Below are 21,808 nucleotides of genomic sequence, written 5' to 3' on the forward strand. Positions count from 1 at the left end.
TTTAGCCGCTAAAGCTTATTTATGCTCAGCATATCTTTTGGCAACTTCATCCCAGTTAATCACATTAAAGAATGCTTCAATATAATCAGGACGTCTGTTTTGGTAGTTTAAGTAATATGCATGTTCCCAAACATCAACACCTAAAATCGGCATTCCTGAGCAGCCAACATTTGGCATTAATGGGTTGTCTTGATTTGGCGTTGAGTGAATTTCTAATTTTCCACCTTCATTAACGCAAAGCCAACCCCAACCTGATCCAAATTGTGTTGCTGCAGCTTTAGAAAATTTATCTTTAAAATCTTCAAAAGAACCAAAAGCATCGTCAATTGCTTTCGCTAATTCACCGCTTGGTTTTCCACCTCCGTTTGGAGACATCACTTTCCAGAATAAACTGTGGTTGTAAAATCCACCGCCATTATTTCTGACTGCGCTATTTGAAAGATCTAAATTGTTTAAAATTTCTTCAATTGATTTCCCTTCTAAATCAGTTCCTTCAATTGCGTTATTTAATTTTGTTGTATAACCATTGTGATGCTTCCCATGGTGAATTTCCATCGTTTTTGCATCAATATGTGGTTCCAGTGCATCATGTGCATAGTCTAATTTTGGTAGTTCAAAAGCCATAATAGTGTTTTTTTAAAAATGTTCATTCCAAAAGTAAGAAGAAGAGTGATGTTTTTAAATTTTTTGGTGTTATAAAATACTTAAAATAGATTGTAATTCTGTTGCTGTGTTTTAATAAATGTTGTTTTTCAGTAGGTTTTATGAAAAAAAATCAAACATTAAAACAAATTTTATCAGCTAACAATTCATCAGCTCTTTGTATCTTTCATTTTTTAAAAATTAGAAAATTAAACATGCAAGAAGCATCTTCTTTTAAGATATATAATGCCTCAGCGGGTTCGGGTAAAACCTTTACACTGACAGCAGATTACCTTGCCAGAATATTATCTTCAAAAAGCCAGCAACCTTTCAGACGCATTTTGGCAATGACTTTTACTAATAAAGCTGTTGCAGAAATGAAAACAAGAATTTTAGATAGTCTTGTTGAGTTTGCTCAAATTAAAGAAGGTGAGCAAGTTTCTGATTTATGCCAAGCTGTGATTAGAATTAGCGGATTGGATGCAAAAACAATTCAGAAAAAATCTGTCATCATGCTTAAGCAGATTCTGGACAATTATGCTGCTTTTGAAGTTTCGACAATTGATGCTTTTACACATAAAATTATCAGAACTTTTGCTAAAGATCTCAACCTTTCTTTCAATTTTGATATTGAAATGGATGCAAATTCTCTGCTCGAAAACGCTGTTAATCGTGTGATAGACAAAGTTGGTCATGATAAAAAGTTAACCAAAACTCTGATTGATTTTACGACTGAAAAAATCTACGATGATAAAAGCGGGTACATTTTTCAAGATATTCTAGATGCTTCAAAATTACTGCTCAACGATAATGAAATTGAATATGTTGAAGTTTTACAAAATTTTGAAATTGATGATTTTACAAAGACAAAAAAACAAATTATCAAAGAAAATGAAAAGCTTGAAGTTGAAGTAAAAGAACTTGCAGTACAAATGTTAGATGTTTTTGGCTCGCAAGGAATAATGGATGGTTTCAGTAGAAATACGATTCCTAATTTTTTTAAAAAAGTTGTCGACACAAAGAATATTTCCGATATTAAAATGACAGCAAAGTGGATGGAAACAAGTGATACATCTACCTTCTACACAAAAAAAACAGCTGATGAAAAGAAGCAAGCTATAGAAAGTGTTGCGCCTCAAATTTTAGAAGTGGTTTCGCTTTTTAAAGCGAAAATTGATCAAGTTAAAATCAATACAAAAGTTTTAAAAAACCTGACACAACTTTCTGTTCTTAATTTGGTACAAACTGAAATGAATCTGATTAAAGAAGAAAGAAATATTCAATTGATTTCTGATTTTAATAAAACCATACATGCAGAATTAAAAGATCAGCCAACGCCTTTTATTTATGAAAGATTGGGAGAGAAGTTTCAACATTTTTTTATTGATGAGTTTCAGGATACCTCCAAAATGCAGTGGACAAATATGCAGCCTTTGGTTGATAATGCTTTGAGCTCGCTTTATGAAAATAACGAAAGGGGAAGCTTAACTTTAGTTGGCGATCCTAAACAGTCGATTTATCGCTGGCGCGGCGGTGATGTTGGTCAATTCGTTGATTTAATCGATGGACAAAATAATTTCAATTTGACACCTCAAGTTGTTAACTTACCTAATAATTACCGAAGCTCTCAAGAGGTCGTTCAGTTTAATAATGGGCTTTTTGCTTCAGCTAAAAATCTCGTTGATAGTGAATTGGTGAAATCGATTTATGAAAGAGAAAAACTAGAACAAAAACCGATTAAGAAAACGAAAGGTTATGTCAATATTCAATTTATTGACGCCAAAAATAAAGAAGAAAAAGAGGAGCAATACGCAGAACTTGTTGTCAATAAAATCAATCAAAAACTGGAACAAGGCTTTCAATTGAAAGACATTTGTATTTTGGTAAGGAAGAAAAGTCAAGGTATCATTTTGGCAGAAGCCCTGTCTCAGGCTGAGATTCCGATTATTTCATCTGAAAGCCTTTTGATTTCTTCTGATGCGACTGTTCAATTTTTAGATGCTTTATTGAGTTTGCTTGAAAATGAAGATGATGATGAAGCGATGTATCGAGTAGTTTCCTATTTAGAAAAATATTTGATTAAACCAGAAGATGGTTTTGGTTTTATTAGAAAATTAATCACAACTTCAAATTCAGGGTTTTGGCAAGAATTGGAAAAGTATAAGATTCACTTTAATCCTAAAGAATTTCATGAGTTACCTTTATATGATGCTGTTGAATATGCGATTGATGCATTTGAATTAGCTGAATTTGCAAATGCTTATGTTCAGTTTTATTTAGATGAAGTTTTTGATTTTACACAAAAGAAAACAAATGATCTGAAGTCATTTTTAAAACATTGGGAAACAAAAGCTACATCTAAAGGAATCGTTGCACCAGAGAATCAAGACGCTGTTGAAATTATGACAATACATAAAAGTAAAGGTCTTGAGTTTGCTATTGTTTTACTGCCTTTTGCCGATGAACAATATGCTGATATTATGCAAAGTCATGTTTGGCTTCCTTTAGAAGAAGATAAAGATTTGCCTTTAGGTTTGATCACCAAACCTTCAAAAACTGATACACACCCTGTTTTTGGTAAGGAAGTAGAGTCATTAATAAGTGAAACTGAATTAGAAAACATGAATTTATTATATGTTGCGCTAACAAGAGCTTCACAAGAATTACATGTTTTTTCAAATGAAACAAAACCAAATAATTCTGACTACTTCAATACATTTAAAACTTATGCTTTAGAAAATAATAAAAATTTTGATGCCATTGAGATAGAATTTGGAACTTCTGATATTGATGATTTTAAAAGAAAAAAGAAAGATCAAAATCAACTTTTCCCGATTAAATTCTTAGCCTCAAAAGATAAATACCATGTCAATTTGGTGACAGAATCAGAGTCAATCTCAGACACAGAACAAATGGATGCGAGACGAAGAGGGAATTTAATTCATGATTTGCTCTCACATATTTACACCACAGCTGACATAGATTTACAATTGGAGAAAGTATTATCAGAAGGAGAGATTTCTCTAGAAGAAAAAGAGATGTTGAAACAGCAATTAACTGAAATCACTGAGCACCCTGATTTAAAAGTTTATTTTTCAGAGCAATGGACAACCTTCAACGAAAGAGAAATTTACTACAAGGGAGAATTATTGAGGCCAGATAAATTTTGTACTCTCGATAAAAAGGCTATTATTATTGATTATAAAACAGGAGGCTTTTCAGAAAATCATGCCGTTCAAGTTCAAGCATACGCACATGCTATTGAGGCTTTAGGTTATGAAGTTGAGCAAAAAATGATTGTTTACATTTCTGAAAGCATTGAGATAAAGATTCTATAAATTTGTAAATAAAAACTATGTACTCAAAAAACTTACAAAAACAACTGCAAAACGAAATCCAATCGATCAAAGATGATGGATTGTATAAAAAGGAACGTGTGATTACATCGCCACAAGATGCCGAAATCACAATCAACACAGGTAAAAAAGTTTTGAACTTCTGTGCAAACAATTACTTAGGTTTATCATCACATCCTGATGTTGTTCAGGCAGCAAAAGATACCTTAGATAGTCACGGATTTGGTATGTCAAGTGTTAGATTTATCTGTGGTACACAAGACATTCATGTCGAATTAGAGAAAAAAATTGCAGACTTCTATAGTACTGAAGATACAATACTTTACGCTGCGTGTTTTGATGCAAACGGTGGTATTTTTGAGCCATTGTTGACAAAAGATGATGCAATTATTTCAGATTCATTAAACCACGCTTCTATTATAGATGGTGTGCGTTTGTGTAAAGCAGCACGTTACCGTTATGAAAATGGTAATATGTCAGATTTGGAAGATCAGTTAAAGAAAGCAAAAGAAAACGGAGCGAGAAATATCTTGATTGTTACAGACGGTGTTTTCTCAATGGACGGACTTGTTGCACCTTTAGATGAAATCTGTGATTTAGCTGATAAATATGAATCTCTTGTTATGATTGACGAGTGTCATGCGACAGGTTTTATCGGAGAGAAAGGAATCGGTACACTTGAAGAAAAAGGCGTTTTAGACCGAGTTGACATCATTACAGGAACTTTAGGGAAAGCGCTTGGTGGTGCAATGGGCGGTTATACAACAGGAAAAAAAGAAATTATTGATTTGCTAAGACAGCGCTCACGACCATACTTATTCTCAAATTCATTAGCGCCAGCAATCGTTGGGGCGTCGTTAAAAGTTTTTGATATTTTAGAAAATGATGATAGCTTCAGAAAAAAGTTAGCAGACAATACAGCTTACTTCAAGAAGAATATAAAAGAATTAGGTTTCGACATTATAGATGGTGATTCAGCAATTGTACCAGTGATGCTTTATGATGCTAAACTGGCGCAAGAAATGGCAGCGAAACTTCTTGAAGAGGGAATTTATGTGATTGGCTTCTTCTTTCCAGTCGTTCCAAAGGAAAAAGCAAGAATTAGAGTTCAACTTTCTGCAGCACATGAAAAAGAACACCTTGACAGAGCGATAAATGCGTTTAAAAAGATTGGTCAATCGATGGGAGTTATTAATTAAATCACAAGTTTTATAAAAATATTAATATAATATTTTTTGATAAGACGCGAATATTAGGCTACTTTTGCTTAACAAAACACTAATTTAATAAAGATAATTATGAAACACTTAGGAAAATTAACATTACTAATGATGTTTGTTTTTACTATCACTGCACATGCTCAAACTGAAGACAACCCTTGGGCTGTTTCGATAGGAACAAACGCAATTGATTTCTACCCAACTGGTGACGGAATGGGAGAAGGAACAATGTCTAGTGAAAGTATTTTTGACGAATATTTCAATGCTTCAGATCACTGGAATATTATGCCATCATTCTCTAAAGTAACTGTCGGAAGATATATTGGAGAAGGTTTTAGCGGACAATTAGCTGGTTCGGTAAACAAGATTAAACAAATTGGAGACATTGAAGTCAATGATTTGTCATATTACTCTGTTGATGCATCTGTTCAATATAGCTTCATGGAGTTACTAAACACTAAAGTAGTTGATCCATTTCTATCAGCTGGTGCTGGTTACTACTGGTTAGACGATAGCGGTGAAGCAACTTTTAATGGAGGTTTAGGTATAAATTTCTGGATGACAGATAATATTGCATTAACTTTAGATTCTTCTTACAAAGCTGCTTTCGAAGATTCAGGAATGGATCACTTCCAGCACGCGCTTGGAGTTAAACTTGGTTTCGGAGGTGTTGATACTGACGGAGATGGGGTTTATGACAAAGAAGATGAATGTCCTGATACTCCAGGTTTAAAAGAGTTTAACGGTTGTCCAGATTCTGATGGAGATGGTATCCCTGATAAAGATGACGAATGTCCAAATACTCCAGGTTTACCAGAGTTTAATGGTTGCCCTGATACTGATGGAGATGGTATCCCAGATCCACAAGATGAGTGCCCAGAAGTTGCTGGAACTAAAGCAATGAATGGTTGCCCAGATGCTGATGGAGATGGCGTTGCTGATCACGAAGATGATTGTCCAAATGAAAAAGGACCAAAAGAAAATAATGGTTGCCCATGGCCAGATACTGATGGAGATGGCGTTTTAGATAAAGATGATAAGTGTCCAGAGGTTGCAGGTACTGTAGCAAACAATGGTTGTCCAGAAGTAAGTGATGAGGTTCAAAAAGAATTGAATGACTACGCGAAAACAATTAACTTCGCTACTGGTAAAACATCAATCACTAAAGATTCTCAAGAAGCTTTAGATGCAATTATTGCGATTTTAGATGAGTACCCTAACGCTAAATTTACTGTTGAAGGTCACACTGATACTGTTGGTAGTGCTAAAAACAATATGGAGCTTTCTGATGCAAGAGCACTTTCTGTTAAGAATTTCTTGGTAGAAAATGGTGTTGATGAATTCAGACTTTCTTCTAAAGGTTATGGTGAAACTAAACCAGTTAAAACTAACAAAACTAGAAGCGGTAGAGCTGCTAATAGAAGAGTTGAAATTAACTTGAAGAAGTAATTTAAAGCTTCATTAAATATTCTTAAAGACTGTCTTTCGAGACAGTCTTTTTTTTGGATTATATTTGAACTCCGTCATTTTTAGTTTAAAATTTTCTCTATGTCTCAATTTTTAGATGATATCATTTTCAAGTATGATGTTAATCAACTTCAGAATAATTGTTTTGTGTTTCCGAGTCGAAGATCGGCGAATGCTTTTAAAAGGCGCTTGTCTCAAATGACGAAACAAGATGTTTTTATTTTTCCAGAAGTTTTAAGTGTTGAAGAATTTATTGCTGAGGTTTCAGGGCTAAATTATATCGATAGTTTAGAAACAGTTTTTGAGCTGTATCATATCTATAAAAAAATAACACCTAAAGATGAACAAGAAAGTTTTGAAACTTTTTATGGATGGTCACAAACCTTAATACAAGACTTCAATGAAATTGATCGATACCTCATTGATACCACTCGTTTTTTTAACCATTTAAAAGATATCAAAGATGTTGAGCATTGGTCAAAGGGAGCTGATCAAACGAAAATGGTTAAAAACTATTTGAAGTTTTGGGAAATTTTACCCAGCTATTATAAAGCTTTACGAGAACAACTTTTAAGTCAACAGAAAGCTTATCAGGGCTTAGCTTACAGAGTTGCAACAGAGAAAATAGAATCTTACGCTGAAAGGAAAAATAAAGATTTTGTTTTCGTTGGTCTCAATGCTTTAAATACAGCGGAAATAAAATTGATTCGTTATTTAACAGAACATAAATCTGCTGAAGTTTTCTGGGATATTGATCAGTATCTTTTAGAAGAACACAAAGCAGGAGAATTTATGCGTACTTATGCTCAAAGTTGGTCTTTATATAAAAATCAACCTCTAGAAGCCAGCACAAACAATTTTAGCCAAAAAAAGGACATTAAGTATTATGATGTTTCTAAACAAATAGGTCAGGCCAAACTAGTCGGACAAATTTTATCTCATCTTTCTGAAGCTGAACTCAAAAAAACAGCTTTGATTTTGGGTGATGAAAATTTGCTTCAACCTATTTTAAATGCTTTACCAGATAACGTAAAAAAGGCAAATATTACAATGGGACTGGCGCTAAGCCAGACAAGTTTTGCTTCGTTTTTTGAGCGTATTATAGATTGGCAAGTTGATCAACACCAAGAGATTTATCATCAAGTTTTGCTTCAAATTATCAGTCATCCGATGTTTAAAAGTATTTTCTTTGAAGAACAAAAGAAACTTAAAAGCCAGTTATTAAAAGCAAATCAAATTTATATCTCTAAAGAAAGATTGTTTGAAGTTTCTCAGTCTATTTCTGAAAAATTTTCAGAGCAACTTCAGCTTATTTTCTATGATTACAAAAGTGTTGACTCATTTCTTGACAAGATGTTCAAGCTCAGTGTTTTCTTTGAACAAACTTATCAGGATGATCAAGTCAGACTTCTTTACCTTAGAGGTTTTCAGAAAGTATTTGAAAAGGTAAAAACCTATAACAGTTCAACCAGCTTAATCACTAGCTTTAAAACACTTAAGCAAATTTATAAAGACATTTTGAGTCAGCAGACGGTTGACTTTATCGGCGATGCTTACGATGGTTTACAGATTATGGGAATGCTCGAAACACGTGTTTTAAGTTTTGAACGCATCATTATGACTTCAGTTAACGAAGGTGTTTTACCATTGGGGAAAACTCAAAACTCTTATATCCCTTTCGATTTAAAAAAACAATACGATTTACCGACTTATACCGAAAAAGACGATGTTTATGCTTATCACTTTTTTAGACTTTTACAAGATGTAAAAGAAGCGCATTTTTTGTACAATACAGATACTGAGGGCATGTCCAAAGGTGAAGAAAGCCGTTTTCTGAAACAGTTAAAGTACTTCAAAAGACCTCAACATCAAATACAACACTTTACTGGTGCAGCAACTGCAAATGTTTTGCATGATGAACTCTCAAAAGTCAAGAAAACGCCCGTAATGATCAGCATTCTGAAAAAGCGTTTTGAGCATGGTATTTCAGCTTCTGCATTGACGACTTATATCCGTAATCCGCTTGATTTTTATAAAAGATATGTTCTTGGCATCAAAGAAACAAAAGAGATAGAAGACACTGTTTCATATCGCGTGCATGGTAACGTAATCCATAAAACGATTGAAAATATTTATAAAGAATATCTCAATGAAATAATCACAGCTGAGCATCTCAGGAAAATCTTACAAACTTATGAGCTCGAATTAAAGAAGCAATTTGCAAAAGAATTTAATGAAGATGCCATTCAGACTGGTGAAAATTTGTTGCATTATGAAATTGCAAAACAACAGACAAAACGCTTTCTTGAGCAAGAATTACAAGTTGTCGAAAAGAATGAACTGGTTTTAAAATCACTCGAAAAGCGTAAAGAAATTTTCTTGGAGGATGAGAAACTTGACCTTAAAGTCAAAATGATAGGTGAAATTGATAGAATTGATATGCTCAATCATCAACTGAGAATTGTCGATTATAAAACAGGTGAAGTTAAGCCAAATCAACTTATTTTAGATGCTAAAAAATGGGAGGAATTAATATCTGATTACGATTACAGTAAAGCCTTTCAGTTGTTGTTTTATGCCCTGCTTTACGAAGATGAATTGACAGATCAGTCAATTGTTGGTATCATTACATTCAAAAAATTAAACTCAGGCTTCATGGAGTTTAAAGACAAAACAAATGCTTCGAGTCAGTATATTGATCAATCAGTTTTAAGTAAATTTAAAGAAAAATTAATTACCTTAATCAATGAAATCCTTGATCCTAACCAAGCTTTTGAAGAAAAAGAAGTATGATGAAAAAGAAGTATGATGAAAAGATGGACTGAAAAGAAAATTGATAATCATGAAGTTGTCAAGCAATTGGCTGAATCTTTAAATGTAAGTGAAGAAATTTCACATTTGCTCATCAATAGAAATATAAAAACTTTCGATGAAGCAAAGCAGTTTTTTAGGCCTCAACTTGAAGATCTCCATGATCCGTTCTTGATGAAAGATATGGATGTCGCTGTGAAGAGAGTTATTTCAGCAATTGAAAATAACGAAAAGATCATGGTTTATGGCGATTATGATGTTGATGGTACGACTTCCGTTTCTCTTATGTCAAGCTATTTAAAAACACTAACTGACAAGGTGATTTCTTACATCCCTGATCGTTACGCCGAAGGTTATGGCGTTTCTTACCAAGGAATTGACACTGCCACCGAACAAAATATTGATCTCATTATCGCGTTAGATTGCGGCATAAAGGCTGTTGATAAAGTTGTTTACGCAAAGGAAAAAAATATTGATTTTGTGATTTGTGATCACCACAGACCAGGTAAGAATTTACCTGAAGCTGTTGCAGTTTTAGACCCTAAACGAGACGATTGCCATTATCCATACGATGAGCTTTGTGGATGCGGCGTTGGTTTTAAGTTGGCACAAGCCATTCAGAAAAAGCTTGGGCTTAACGTACGAAAAGTTTATCATTATCTGGATTTAGTTGCCATAGCCATTGGTTCAGATATCGTACCGATGACTGGTGAGAATAGGATTTTAGCTTATTACGGTTTAAAATTAGTTAATGCCAGAAAACGCACAGGTGTTACTGCTTTATTGGAGCAAACTAAACGTAAAAGTTTCACCATTACAGATTTAGTCTTCAGTGTTGGCCCTCGAATCAATGCCGCTGGACGTATGCGACACGGACTTGAAGCTGTTAACTTATTATGTGAAAATAATATTGAAAAAGCAACTTCTTTTGCTGAAGAAATCAATAGGCATAATTCTGATCGCCAAGAAACTGATAAAAAAATAACACATGAAGCACTTCAGCAAATCATAGATTTAAAAGAAGAAAATCGATTTACCAATGTTGTTTATCATGAATCTTGGCACAAAGGCGTCATCGGTATTGTGGCCTCACGACTCATAGAAACTTATTACAAACCAACTTTAGTTTTTACAAAAAGCGGAGATAAATTGGCGGCTTCAGCACGATCAGTCACTGGGTTTGATGTTTATAATGCGCTTGAAGAATGTTCTGATCTTATCGAACAATTCGGTGGGCATAAATATGCCGCAGGTTTAACACTTGATGAAAACAATTATGAAGCCTTCAAAAATAAATTTGAATCTGTTGTCAAAAATAGCATTGATCCTGATTTGTTAGTTCCTGAAATTCAATATGAATTTGAGATCGAGCTGAAAAATATTACAGATAAAATGAATAGGATACTGAAGCAATTTGCGCCTTTTGGTCCGAGAAATATGAAACCTACCTTTTACGCCTCTTATCTAAAATTAGATCCTTATGCAAAAGCTGTCGGGAAGGAAGGAAAACATCTTAAATGTAAATTGATTCAGGGTAAGGTCGGTATCGGAGCGATTGGATTTGGTTTGGGTGACATTTTAGAAAAAATTTCTAAAGATGATCAACTTGAAGCTGTTTTTACAATTGAAGAAAACGAATGGAATAATGAGATAAATCTTCAATTGAATATTAAAGATATCAGAGTGATGACTGATAGTTAGTTCTTATTTATTAACTTTGAGATAGAGAATCAACGGAATGTTTGAAGATATTTTATCAGCTATACCCTTAGGCTTTTTCTTAGCTTTTTTGGTTGGTCCTGTTTTTTTTGTATTGCTAGAAACTGCCGCTTTACGTGGTTTTAGAGCGGCACTGACATTTGATTTAGGTGTTATTTTAGCCGATTTCGTTTTTCTTTGTATCGCTTATTTTAGTACAAATAAATTATTGACAAGTATAAAAGATGACCCTGCTTTATTTATTTTTGGGGGGACAGTTCTCTTGGTTTACGGCATTATGAGTTTCATAAAAATTAAGAAATCCGCTCGTAAATCTGCAAATTTTGAAGTTCAGAAATTAAAACGCAAAGATTATATAGGCGTATTTGTCAAAGGATTTTTGCTCAACTTTATCAACATAGGCGTACTCGGCTTTTGGTTAGGTTTGTTGATTATTTTCGGACCAACTTTAGAAATGGATCCTAAAAGAATGACTGTTTTCTTTGGGACAATTCTTATCACTTACCTTATTATCGATATCCTTAAGATTTTGCTTGCGAAACGTCTGAATAAAAAATTAACGACAAGAAGAATTATTCTGATGAAGCAAGCCATCAGCATTCTGATGCTGATCTTCGGAATCATACTTGTTCTCAGAGGAACATTCCCTGAAGATATGCACGAAATTGAAGACAATCTCGACATCACAATGTTTCAAGAATTTGAATAAAAAAAGTTTCTTCAACCTATTGAAACGAGATCATTTGAGTTTTTATAGAAGTTAGTTCAAGTTCCTTCTAGAAAAAAACTTCTATGCAATACTATACAAAGAAGCTTGTAAGTAGTTTATAGTTAGCGTTTAGTGAGGATGTGAGCGTCCCGAAGTCTCGGGAGCACCGCTGTAGAGTTTCAAGTAAAAAAAATAAAACCCAACTTTAAACAAGTTAGGTTTTTAGAGAGGTGTCGAGCGTACCTCAACCCTTGCTTTTAGTTCAATCTTGTTAAATATAATTAGATTGATAATCAGGAATTTATGTTTTTAGCCTATGCAATAAAATGTATAAAAATAGCATAAGTTCTAAATTCTTATGCAAATAGTATGCAAAATCTTTATATTTGACTTTATCAATTTTCAAAACACAAAACAGCAATGGCAAGTCTAAGTTTTCAATTGATAGGTTCAAATATTTATGCTAACCTGTCGGCAAGTTCAAACGGAAAATCAAAAGTTTTTAGAAAAAAAACAGGACTCAGTACCAATCCAAAACACTGGGGAACTAAACAATCAAAAAAATCAAAAAAAAAGCTTGTAGATCTTACAAAGCCAAAAATGGCAAACGCTAAGGAAACCAAAAAAAAACTTGACAAACTAAAAGACGATGTTTTAACCCAGCTTAATAAAGATTATGCAAAAGGTATTGATGTTGATGGCGACTGGTTACAATTTTTTATTGATAAGTTTTTTAACAGGCTTAAGGATAAAACCCACACACTTACTTATCAAATTCAAAAAGCAATAGACCATGCACCACGAAAAAAAATAAGAACAAAAGGTGGTCGGTTTAAAGTAGGACTAAGCAGAGGACGTATAAAAGGTATTGAGCAATTTAAAACAATTGTAGAAAGGTTTCAAATAGATCATTTGAAAGGCAAAAAAATAATAGTTTCAAAAATTGATAAAGAAATAATTAAAGATTTTGAAAATTGGCTTTTTAATCAAGATTACTCAGTTAATTATGTGGGGAAGCAATTAGCAAACTTAAAATCAATCCTGAATGACATAGATGACATTAAAATAAACATAGACCCAAGTAAAGACATACAAGTTATTTCAGATAATAAAAAACCTGAAGAAATAATCTATTTATCGTTTGATGAATTGCAGCAAATAAAAGAAGCTGACATAAGTACCAATTACTTAAATAACGCTCGTAAATGGCTTATTTTAGGCTGTCATACTGGTCAGAGAGTGTCTGACTTGTTGAGGTTATCAATTGATAAAATTGAAATGGTTAGAGGTAAGCGAGTTTTTAGAATTGTGCAGCAAAAAACAGGAAAAGCAGTTACAATACCAATACTACCTGAAGCCGAGAGTATTATAAAAGGTGGTTTTCCTTATACGCTGTCGCATACTAAATTGCGAGAGTATTTTAAAGAAGTGTGCAAAATTGCTGGAATTGATAAGCCAACAATAGGTAGGATAAGACAAAATGGAAAGCATGGCACTACTATAAAAGGCTTGTATCCTAAATGGAAGTTGATAGGTACTCATGTTTGCAGACGTTCATTTGCTTCAAATTATTATAGTAGTATCCCAACACCTATTTTAATTTCAGTTACAGGTCATAGCTCAGAAAATATGTTTTTGCAGTACATTGGTAAGTCTGAAGAAGATTTAGCAGTTCAAATGTTTGACTACATTGACAAAATACCTCAGCCAAAAGTGTTAAAATTATTAAAAACTAAAAAAAACCAAAATTAAACTAACCTTGTAATGTAAAATATAATTTTACATTTAAATCTTAATCGACTGAATATCAACTATTTAAAATGCTAAAAAAAAATTCAAAGAATTTGAACTAAAGATTGTTATACCTTATTAAATTTGGAATGTAGTAAAAAAGGCAAAAGCTTACTTGAAGTAGAACTAATGCCCTTTTGTAACTGAGAAATACAAAAGTAGTTAAAAAGTACCACTTCGAAAAGCTGATGCCATAATTAAATCTTAATTATGAAAAACATTCAGTTTATTCAGGTAACACCTGAGCAGCAGCAAGAAGCAATTTTAAAAGGTGTAAGAGCCGAATTAGAGAAGCTTAAAAAAGAGTTCCAACCCAAACACCCACCAACTTATTTAACACGTCAAGAAGTAGCAGAAATGCTAAAAGTGGATGTTTCAACAGTCCATAATTGGAGCGTGTCAGGGATATTAAAACGCCATGCAATAGGTCGTAGAGTGTATTATAAGCTTTCTGAAGTTGAAAGAGCAATCATTGAAATATAAAAGGCTATGAGTACAAAAAATACCAATAGCCTTATAAGTTTTCAACACACAAATCGAAAGGCTAAATATAAGAAAAAAACAGCTTACAAAGCACAAATGAGACGTGTTTATGCTGCTTTTAGAGAACGCCCTAAAACGATGTTGCAAGTTTCAAAAGAAACCAATGTTATGCGCGCTAACATTTGCAGATACGTTGCCAAGTGGCGCAAAACTGATAAAATTGGCATTGCTAAATATGGAATTTGTCCAATTTCAAAAAGCGACAAAGTAGGGTATTATTCAACCGATCCGAATTTATTTATAAATATTAAAAACTTATAAAGATGAGCAGCGAGATTAATAACTCAGTTACTCAATTTATAAGTGACTGGGCAGATGAATTTACCGAGAGAATAGAGGATCAAATAAAAAGCCGTAAACATAATTTTACATTACAGGATGCTATCAATAAAAGCACAACTAAAAAAAGACGTTCAGCCTTTGATAGTGTAATGATTTCTTATTCGCAATACATTGAAAAAAACCCACTTAATAAAAATGACTATTATAAATATTTGAATAGTTACAGCAATGGTAAAAAATTAAGTGATAAATATTTTAAGCATGATAAAGGCTTATTAGATGAGCTTTATAAGAAGATAGACGAAAACCCTAAATACAATCCTTTTTCTTTAGACAGCTGGCAAATGTACGTTTTATTTATGCTTCTCAAATTCAATGATCAATACAAGCCTGAAACAATGAATGAGGTATTTAATGTAAAGATTAAAGGAAGCAGAAAGTACAACCCGATTACAAAATTGAGCCGTCCTTTACGTGGAATGCTGCCGAGTTCCTTAAAATTAGTACAATGGGATATTTCGAGAGCGTACCCTACTTTTATTGATATGGAGCTAAATATAAAGCGAAAAGAAGACGTTTACAGCCTTATTGATAAGCGTAAATTTAACATGCTACTAAACACACATAAAGACTGTAAAAATGCAGACATAGAAGCCATAAGAAGCGAATTAAAACCCGTTTATGGAAGCCGAGTTGATGAGGTTATAACAGCTGAGAGGTTTAATAACAAAGGACAATTATTTGAAGACCTCAGCAAGTATGAAAAAAAATACATTGATAAGTTTGTTGAAGCCAACAACCTTAAAAAATATGTAAGGCTTCATGATGCAGTATTTGTTTTAGCTGATGAGCAAATAAAAGAAACTGAATTTGATGAGGTTATTTTTAAAAGCTCAAAAGTCCAGCCACCTGAGACAGTAAATAACAATAAACTGTTTTATGAAGTTGATGAAAAAAATAAGATTATCACTTCTCCAGTCAGTTACAAAGATTTTTTTGAGCAAGAAAATTTTATAAGAGTAACAGTAAAAGGAGAAGACACAATTACAATTTTAAAAGATACCAACAATGTAGTAAAGCCATTTAATCATAAAACAGATACAGTATCATTTTTAAAAAATAAAATCAATGAGTACGATCATAAGCCAGTTGAAAATAAAATCGCAAAAGACAATAATAGAGACATTAAAGAAAGTTTTTGTTTACTTGATGCCATTCCACTTGTTTACTATCGTGACAGCTCCGATGTTTTTGGAGTGCCATTTAAAAATGGTTTTGTCTATTATAAAAAAGGAAGCAAAGCGTTTAATGTAAAACCTTATAAGGAAGTAAACGGTTTTTTTCCTGAACACCCTACACAGCAAAAGGAGTTTGAATTTATTGAAAGTCCTGAGCCGTCCATATTTGAGCGTTTTTTATCGCTGGTGTCAACAGCTAAAGACCCATTAAAAGAAACGCTTACAAATGATGAGAATGAAACAAGGCTATTATTTAATAGAATGTTTGGTTATTTATTGCACACGTATAAAGACCCGAGTTTTAGCCCCTCAATTATTTTATCAGATCATGGAGCAAATGACAAAAGCCGAAATGGTAGGCGTGGAAAATCACTCATTGGCTATGCAGTTAAAGCCGTTCAAAAAACAATAATAAAAGGAGGTAATGAATTTGATGGAGGTTATAGACATAGATTTGCAGATCTTGATGAGTCAGTTAAAAATTATGTTATTGATGACGTACTGGCTGGCTTTAAATATGATGACTTATACACCAATATTGTTGGAGGTATAAGCGTAGAGCCAAAAGGACAAAAAGCACGTATAATTGACTTTAAACAAGCTCCTAAATTTATTGTGACAACTAACTGGGCAATAAGGTATGACGAAGAAGCAAGTTCAACAAATGCAAGATTTATGGAATTTAAGTTTACTGACTTCTTTAATATTAATCATACTCCTAAAAAATACTTTGGACATAGATTATTTGAAGATTGGAATGATGAGCAATGGAACGAATTTTATAACTTTTGTTTTAATTGCGTGGCTTATTATTTAGAGTTTGGTTTAGAAGCTCCAAACTACAATAAGACAGCTGACAATTACAGAGCTTATTTTTATAATGATACTTTAGAAACTGAGTTTGAGCGTATTTTTAATTTAGTAAAAGAAGATAGGGTTGAAGGCTTCAATGTTAGTAGATTTTTAGAAGCATATCAAGACTTTAATAATTCATTGAGGTATGAGAAGTTTTTTAACCATAAAAATACTAAGACATTAATTAATGTTTATTTGAAGCACCATAATATAAAGCACAGTTATAGAGAAGATTTGAAAAAATGGTTTGTTTGTTAGCTTAACTGTCATAACTGTAATGAGCCTTACAGTTAGGCGACTTCTCAAAAGCCTTGTAAATAATAAGGTTAACGGCAAACCTTACGGTTATGACGGTTAATATAATAGCATTACGTAGGGAAAATAAATTTAAGTGTATTTATAAATAACACACAAAATAAAAATTTATATTAAGACCAGCGTTTCTAACCGTCATAACTGTAAGGAAACTTGCAAACCCTTTATTTTCAAGGCTTTATATTAATTTTGTACTGTAAGGTACATGACGGCTATGACGCATAGTCAACCGAAAAAAATACAACTGTAAAAAACAATCTAACTTGTTCTAATGATTAAGGTTTATTATGAGAAAAATAAAAGGCTTGTTCTATGCAGAAACGGTTTCAGGAAGTTGCCGTATTGATATGCGTTTTATGCTAAAGAACAATTACATAATTAGAGGTGCGAAAACTTCAGGCGTTTTGGAATGGACGGGAGGGCAAGCCGTTAATTTCAAAAGCCAGATGAAAGGCACGAAAAAATATTTAAGATTAATCTATTCAGTTAGCAACCACAGGGGCGAACGCACCGACTTAGATTATAAAATTGAAATTGATGAGGTACCAAGCAATTTAAAAAAAGGTAAAATTCTGTATTTCCTTTGTCCTGAAAGCGGGAAGCGTTCCCGTACACTTATTTCGGCTTATGGTGAACCGAAATTTATCAATAGGGAGTATTACGAAACCAAGTACGGATTAAGAGTTTATTACGGATGCCAAAGGACATCTAAAAACGATTATCACAATACACGATACTTTGACCTGAAACGGAAAGTTGAAAGGCTGGAAGCGGAACTAAATGAGAAACACCGTAATACACATTATAGAGGCAAGCCTACCAGAGAACAAAACCAGCTTGCCAAATGGAAACAAGAAATGAACTACCACGATCAGGAGCGGTTAAAGATATTCAATGCCCAAATAAAAAAACAATTTTCACATTGGTAGTTGATTAATCAAATTTTTTCAAGTTCAGTTAAAAAAATAGGGCAAAAAAAAAGCTTCTTATGCAAATAGTATGCAAGAAGCCTTGTAACTCGCTGATAATCAGCACTTGTTGAGGTGTCGAGCGGATTCGAACCGCTGTAGATGGTGTTGCAGACCACTGCCTAGCCACTCGGCCACGACACCTTATTTATTCTGCGGTTGCAAAGTTAATAATTATCTTTAATTAAGCGAGTGTTTTAACGAGATTTTGTCATTACAATTGTGACGGCTTGTACATCGCCTCCAATAGGTGGATTGATTTTTGCAACTTTGACTTCTGCAAATTTTACCATTTCCAAATCTTTAAATGTTCTATCCAAAATACGCTGCGCGACATGCTCAAGTAATTTTGAACGGACAGACATTTCTTCTTTAATGATTTTATTTAAATGCACATAATCAACAGTGTCTTTCAGTTTATCACTTTGTGCTGATGTTGATAAATCTGCATCTATACGCAGGTCAACGCGATAATCACTTCCTATTTTTGCTTCTTCATCTAAACAACCGTGATTTGTGAAAACGCGGACGTTTTCTAATATAATTTGATCCATCTCATTATTTTTTTGCAAAAGTAAAGTTTCTGATGGATAGAACTTCATATTGGTTTGATTTTTATGTCACAACACATATTATTAATAAATACTTAGCTTATAAAAACACATGAACTTTTTATTTTTGGTAACTTTGCAGCTTATAAATTTAGATCATGTCTGAAGAAAAAAAATCTTTAAATTTTATAGAACAAATTATTGAAACTGATCTTAAAGAGGGTTTTGATAAGTCGAAATTAAAATTTCGTTTTCCACCTGAACCAAATGGCTATTTGCACATCGGTCATGCATCCTCAATCTGCTTAAACTTCGGATTAGGCTTGCGTTACAATGCACCTGTTAATTTGCGCTTTGATGACACAAACCCGATTAAAGAAGAAAGCGCTTATGTCAACGCCATTAAAAAAGATGTTGAATGGTTAGGTTTTGAATGGTCAGAAGAATGCTATGCTTCTGATTATTTTCAACAACTTTATGAATGGGCTGTTGAAATGATTAAGAAAGGACAAGCTTATGTTGATAGTCAAGATTCAGAAAAAATTGCTGAACAAAAAGGAACACCAACTGAGCCAGGTCAACCAAGTCCGCATAGAGAGCGTTCTGTTGAAGATAATTTAGAGCTTTTTGAAGCCATGAAAAATGGTTTAACTGAACCAAGAGCTCACGTTTTACGCGCAAAAATTGACATGAGCTCGCCAAATATGCTGATGCGTGATCCTGTAATGTATAGAACTTTACATCAAGCGCATCATCGCACAGAAAATGATTGGTGCATTTATCCAATGTATGATTGGGCGCATGGCGAGTCAGATTTTATCGAAAATATTTCTCATTCTTTCTGTACTTTAGAGTTTCAACCACATCGTGAACTTTACAATTGGTTTATCAAATGTGTGAGTAAAGAAGGTGAACTTGAGCCAAAACAACGTGAATTTGCACGTCGTAATTTAAGCCATACCATTGTGAGTAAACGTAAGTTGCTTCAACTTGTTGAAAATAATGTTGTCGATTCTTGGGATGACCCACGTATGCCAACGATTTCGGGTTTGCGTCGTCGTGGTTATACGCCAGCTTCAATTAGAAATTTTGCCAATGATATCGGTATTGGTAAGCGTGAAAATATGATTGACGTGTCAAGACTTGAATTTTCAGTACGCGACGATCTTAATAAAACTGCACCACGTGTGATGGCTGTTCTCGATCCACTAAAAGTTGTGATCACAAACTATCCTGAGGGTAAAGAAGAAATGTTGGTTGCGGAAAACAACCCAGAAGATGAAAATTCAGGAACTCGTGTATTGCCATTTTCTAGAGAAATTTATATCGAAAAAGAAGATTTTAGAGAAGAAGCAAATCGTAAATTCTTCCGTTTAAAACTTGGAAAAGAAGTGCGTTTAAAAAATGCTTACTTTATCAAAGCTGAAAAAGCAATCAAAGATGATGATGGAAACATCATTGAAGTGCATTGTACTTATGACCCAGAAACCAAGAGTGGTAGCGGAACTGAAGCTTCAAAAAGGAAAGTAAAAGGGACTTTGCATTGGGTTTCAGTTAAGCATGCAAAACCAGCAGAAGTCAGATTGTACGATCGTTTGTTTACAGTTGATGATCCAACGGCTGATAAAGAAAAAGATTTTCTAGATTTTGTAAATCCTGAAAGTTTAAAAGTGATTACAGCTCAAGTTGAACCAAGTTTAACTTCAGTTAAAGAATTAGATAAATTTCAGTTTCAGCGTATAGGTTATTTCTGTGTTGATCAAGATTCAACGTCTGATCACTTGGTTTTTAATCGTACGGTGACTTTAAGAGATTCGTGGAAAGGAAAATAAAATATAATGTATCCATTAAATAGAAATAGACGTTTACGCCAAAATTCGGCAATTAGAGATTTAGTGAGAGAGAATCATTTGTCAGCAAACGATTTTATTCTGCCAATTTTTATTACTGAAGGTGAAAATGTTAAAGAAGAAATCGCTTCGATGCCAGATTATTTCCGCTTTAGTTTAGATACTCTAGTTGAAGAAGTTAAGGAAGCATGGGAGCTTGGGATTAAATCAGTTTTGCTTTTTGTAAAAGTAGAGCAAGACCAAAAAGATAACACAGGTGAGGCTGCCACAAATGATGATGGCTTAATGCAAAAAGCGATTAAAGTTGTTAAAGAAACAACGCCTGAAATGCTTGTGATGACAGACGTTGCACTCGATCCATTTTCAAGTTTAGGACATGATGGTATTGTAAAAGATGGAAAAATTTTAAATGATGAAAGTGTTGAAGCTTTAGCTAAAATGGCCTTGAGTCATGCTAAAGCAGGTGCTGACTTTGTTGCGCCAAGTGATATGATGGATGGAAGAATTTTGGCCATGCGAACGCTTTTAGAAAATGAAGGCTTTGTAAATACAGGAATCATGAGTTACTCAGCTAAATATGCTTCAGCTTTTTACGGACCGTTTCGTGATGCTTTAGATTCAGCGCCAGTTGATGTCAAAGATGTGCCTAAGGACAAGAAAACTTATCAAATGGATCCTGCTAACAGAAAAGAAGCCATCACTGAAACTTTAATCGATATTGATGAAGGTGCAGATATTGTAATGGTGAAACCAGGTTTGTGCTACCTCGATATTGTGCGAGATCTCGCAAATACTGTTGATGTGCCAGTTGCTGTTTATCAAGTGAGTGGCGAGTACGCGATGCTTAAAGCTGCTTCAGAAAAAGGTTGGTTAGATTATGAAGAAGTTCTTTTAGAGCAACTCATGGCTATTAAAAGAGCAGGCGCAAGTATGATTGCAACTTACTTTGCAAAAGATGCTTTACGACTTCTAAATCAATAAATTATTTTACAGATTAGGCTTCAAGTTTAATGATGAAGCCTAATCTTTCTAAGACAATCCAGCACTTATTATCTTTTATATTCTTGATTGTGCCTTCCTCATTTTTAAATCCGAGTTTCGACAAATCAATTTTTTCTCCAATTTTAATTGTTTCAAAATCTATAGATTGATAAGCAGATTTTGAATTTAAAGATGCTTTTAACTCATTGATTTCATTTTCGCTCACTTTGGCAGCTTCTTTATCCCAAAATAGGTAACGCGTAACCGTGTTGATATTAAAAACCAAATGCCTGTCGTCTTCTGATATTTTGACGAATATCATGGAAGGTAAAACAGGTTTGTCAATCTTCTTCTTACGATCACTCCAAACTCTAATTTCCTTAACTGTTGGGCAGTAAGCTTCAATGCCAAAGTCGTTCAATCGTTTGGCTGTTTTCTTTTCTGCTCTTGGTTTGGTATAAATAACATACCAGTTTTTATCAGAATTTTCCAATCAAATCTAATTTTGGT

General features: G+C 33.5%; 16 protein-coding genes and 1 tRNA gene. 13 read left to right on the forward strand and 4 right to left on the reverse strand.

The features are described from left to right. Positions 1-15: 15 nt before the first annotated feature. Entirely contained in the window at positions 16-624 is a 609-nt protein-coding gene (locus tag CAP47_RS08800; protein ID WP_100776285.1) for a superoxide dismutase, read from the reverse strand. 233 nt (positions 625-857) lie between these two features. Between CAP47_RS08800 and CAP47_RS08805 the strand changes: the two genes are divergently transcribed. The 11 genes from CAP47_RS08805 (at position 858) to CAP47_RS08855 (ending at position 17,877) form a co-directional block, all read left to right on the forward strand. Then, positions 858-3,980, forward strand: coding sequence for a UvrD-helicase domain-containing protein (locus CAP47_RS08805; RefSeq protein WP_192869976.1), 3,123 nt, complete (start codon positions 858-860; stop codon positions 3,978-3,980). Positions 3,981-3,997: 17 nt separating this feature from the next. Then, positions 3,998-5,197, forward strand: coding sequence for a glycine C-acetyltransferase (gene kbl, locus CAP47_RS08810; protein ID WP_100776287.1), 1,200 nt, complete (start codon positions 3,998-4,000; stop codon positions 5,195-5,197). A 99-nt stretch (positions 5,198-5,296) separates the two neighbouring features. Continuing rightward, positions 5,297-6,667, forward strand: a complete 1,371-nt coding sequence (locus tag CAP47_RS08815) for an OmpA family protein (RefSeq protein WP_100776288.1) — start codon at positions 5,297-5,299, stop codon at positions 6,665-6,667. A gap of 99 nt (positions 6,668-6,766) precedes the next feature. Then, on the forward strand, positions 6,767-9,478 hold the full coding sequence (locus CAP47_RS08820) for a PD-(D/E)XK nuclease family protein (RefSeq protein WP_100776289.1): 2,712 nt from the start codon (positions 6,767-6,769) through the stop codon (positions 9,476-9,478). A 15-nt stretch (positions 9,479-9,493) separates the two neighbouring features. Then, positions 9,494-11,197 carry a single-stranded-DNA-specific exonuclease RecJ gene (recJ, locus tag CAP47_RS08825; RefSeq protein ID WP_100776542.1) on the forward strand — a complete coding sequence of 568 codons (1,704 nt, stop codon included), beginning with the start codon at positions 9,494-9,496 and terminating at the stop codon, positions 11,195-11,197. Between the two features lie 37 nt (positions 11,198-11,234). Next, a complete protein-coding gene (locus CAP47_RS08830; RefSeq protein WP_100776290.1) occupies positions 11,235-11,924 on the forward strand; it encodes a LysE family translocator in 690 nt (229 codons plus the stop codon). Between the two features lie 420 nt (positions 11,925-12,344). Further along, positions 12,345-13,676, forward strand: coding sequence for a tyrosine-type recombinase/integrase (locus CAP47_RS08835; protein WP_100776291.1), 1,332 nt, complete (start codon positions 12,345-12,347; stop codon positions 13,674-13,676). Positions 13,677-13,925: 249 nt separating this feature from the next. Next, the gene (locus CAP47_RS08840; RefSeq protein WP_100776292.1) at positions 13,926-14,198 is read left to right on the forward strand and encodes a helix-turn-helix domain-containing protein; all 273 of its coding nucleotides are present in this window, start codon (positions 13,926-13,928) and stop codon (positions 14,196-14,198) included. A gap of 6 nt (positions 14,199-14,204) precedes the next feature. Beyond that, positions 14,205-14,519, forward strand: a complete 315-nt coding sequence (locus CAP47_RS08845) for a hypothetical protein (RefSeq protein ID WP_100776293.1) — start codon at positions 14,205-14,207, stop codon at positions 14,517-14,519. A 2-nt stretch (positions 14,520-14,521) separates the two neighbouring features. Beyond that, the gene (locus CAP47_RS08850) at positions 14,522-16,891 is read left to right on the forward strand and encodes a hypothetical protein (RefSeq protein ID WP_100776294.1); all 2,370 of its coding nucleotides are present in this window, start codon (positions 14,522-14,524) and stop codon (positions 16,889-16,891) included. A gap of 344 nt (positions 16,892-17,235) precedes the next feature. Next, positions 17,236-17,877 carry a hypothetical protein gene (locus CAP47_RS08855; RefSeq protein WP_100776295.1) on the forward strand — a complete coding sequence of 214 codons (642 nt, stop codon included), beginning with the start codon at positions 17,236-17,238 and terminating at the stop codon, positions 17,875-17,877. Between the two features lie 112 nt (positions 17,878-17,989). Here CAP47_RS08855 and CAP47_RS08860 read toward each other — a convergent pair. Both CAP47_RS08860 and folB read right to left on the reverse strand, forming a co-directional pair. After that, positions 17,990-18,060 (reverse strand) — tRNA-Cys (locus tag CAP47_RS08860). Between the two features lie 53 nt (positions 18,061-18,113). Beyond that, on the reverse strand, positions 18,114-18,470 hold the full coding sequence (folB, locus tag CAP47_RS08865) for a dihydroneopterin aldolase (protein ID WP_100776296.1): 357 nt from the start codon (positions 18,468-18,470) through the stop codon (positions 18,114-18,116). Between the two features lie 155 nt (positions 18,471-18,625). On the opposite strand from folB, the gene CAP47_RS08870 reads away from it, so the two are divergent. After that, positions 18,626-20,299: a glutamine--tRNA ligase/YqeY domain fusion protein gene (locus CAP47_RS08870; protein WP_100776297.1), complete on the forward strand. Its 1,674-nt coding sequence runs from the start codon at positions 18,626-18,628 to the stop codon at positions 20,297-20,299. A gap of 6 nt (positions 20,300-20,305) precedes the next feature. Continuing rightward, entirely contained in the window at positions 20,306-21,298 is a 993-nt protein-coding gene (gene hemB / locus CAP47_RS08875) for a porphobilinogen synthase (RefSeq protein WP_100776298.1), read from the forward strand. Between the two features lie 13 nt (positions 21,299-21,311). Here the strand turns inward: hemB and CAP47_RS08880 are convergent, their stop codons facing one another. Then, positions 21,312-21,791, reverse strand: a complete 480-nt coding sequence (locus CAP47_RS08880) for a UpxY family transcription antiterminator (RefSeq protein ID WP_093238276.1) — start codon at positions 21,789-21,791, stop codon at positions 21,312-21,314. Positions 21,792-21,808 lie beyond the last annotated feature (17 nt).

The organism is Psychroflexus sp. S27 (genome assembly GCF_002810405.1).
In the GTDB taxonomy this organism is placed as follows: domain Bacteria; phylum Bacteroidota; class Bacteroidia; order Flavobacteriales; family Flavobacteriaceae; genus Psychroflexus; species Psychroflexus halocasei_A.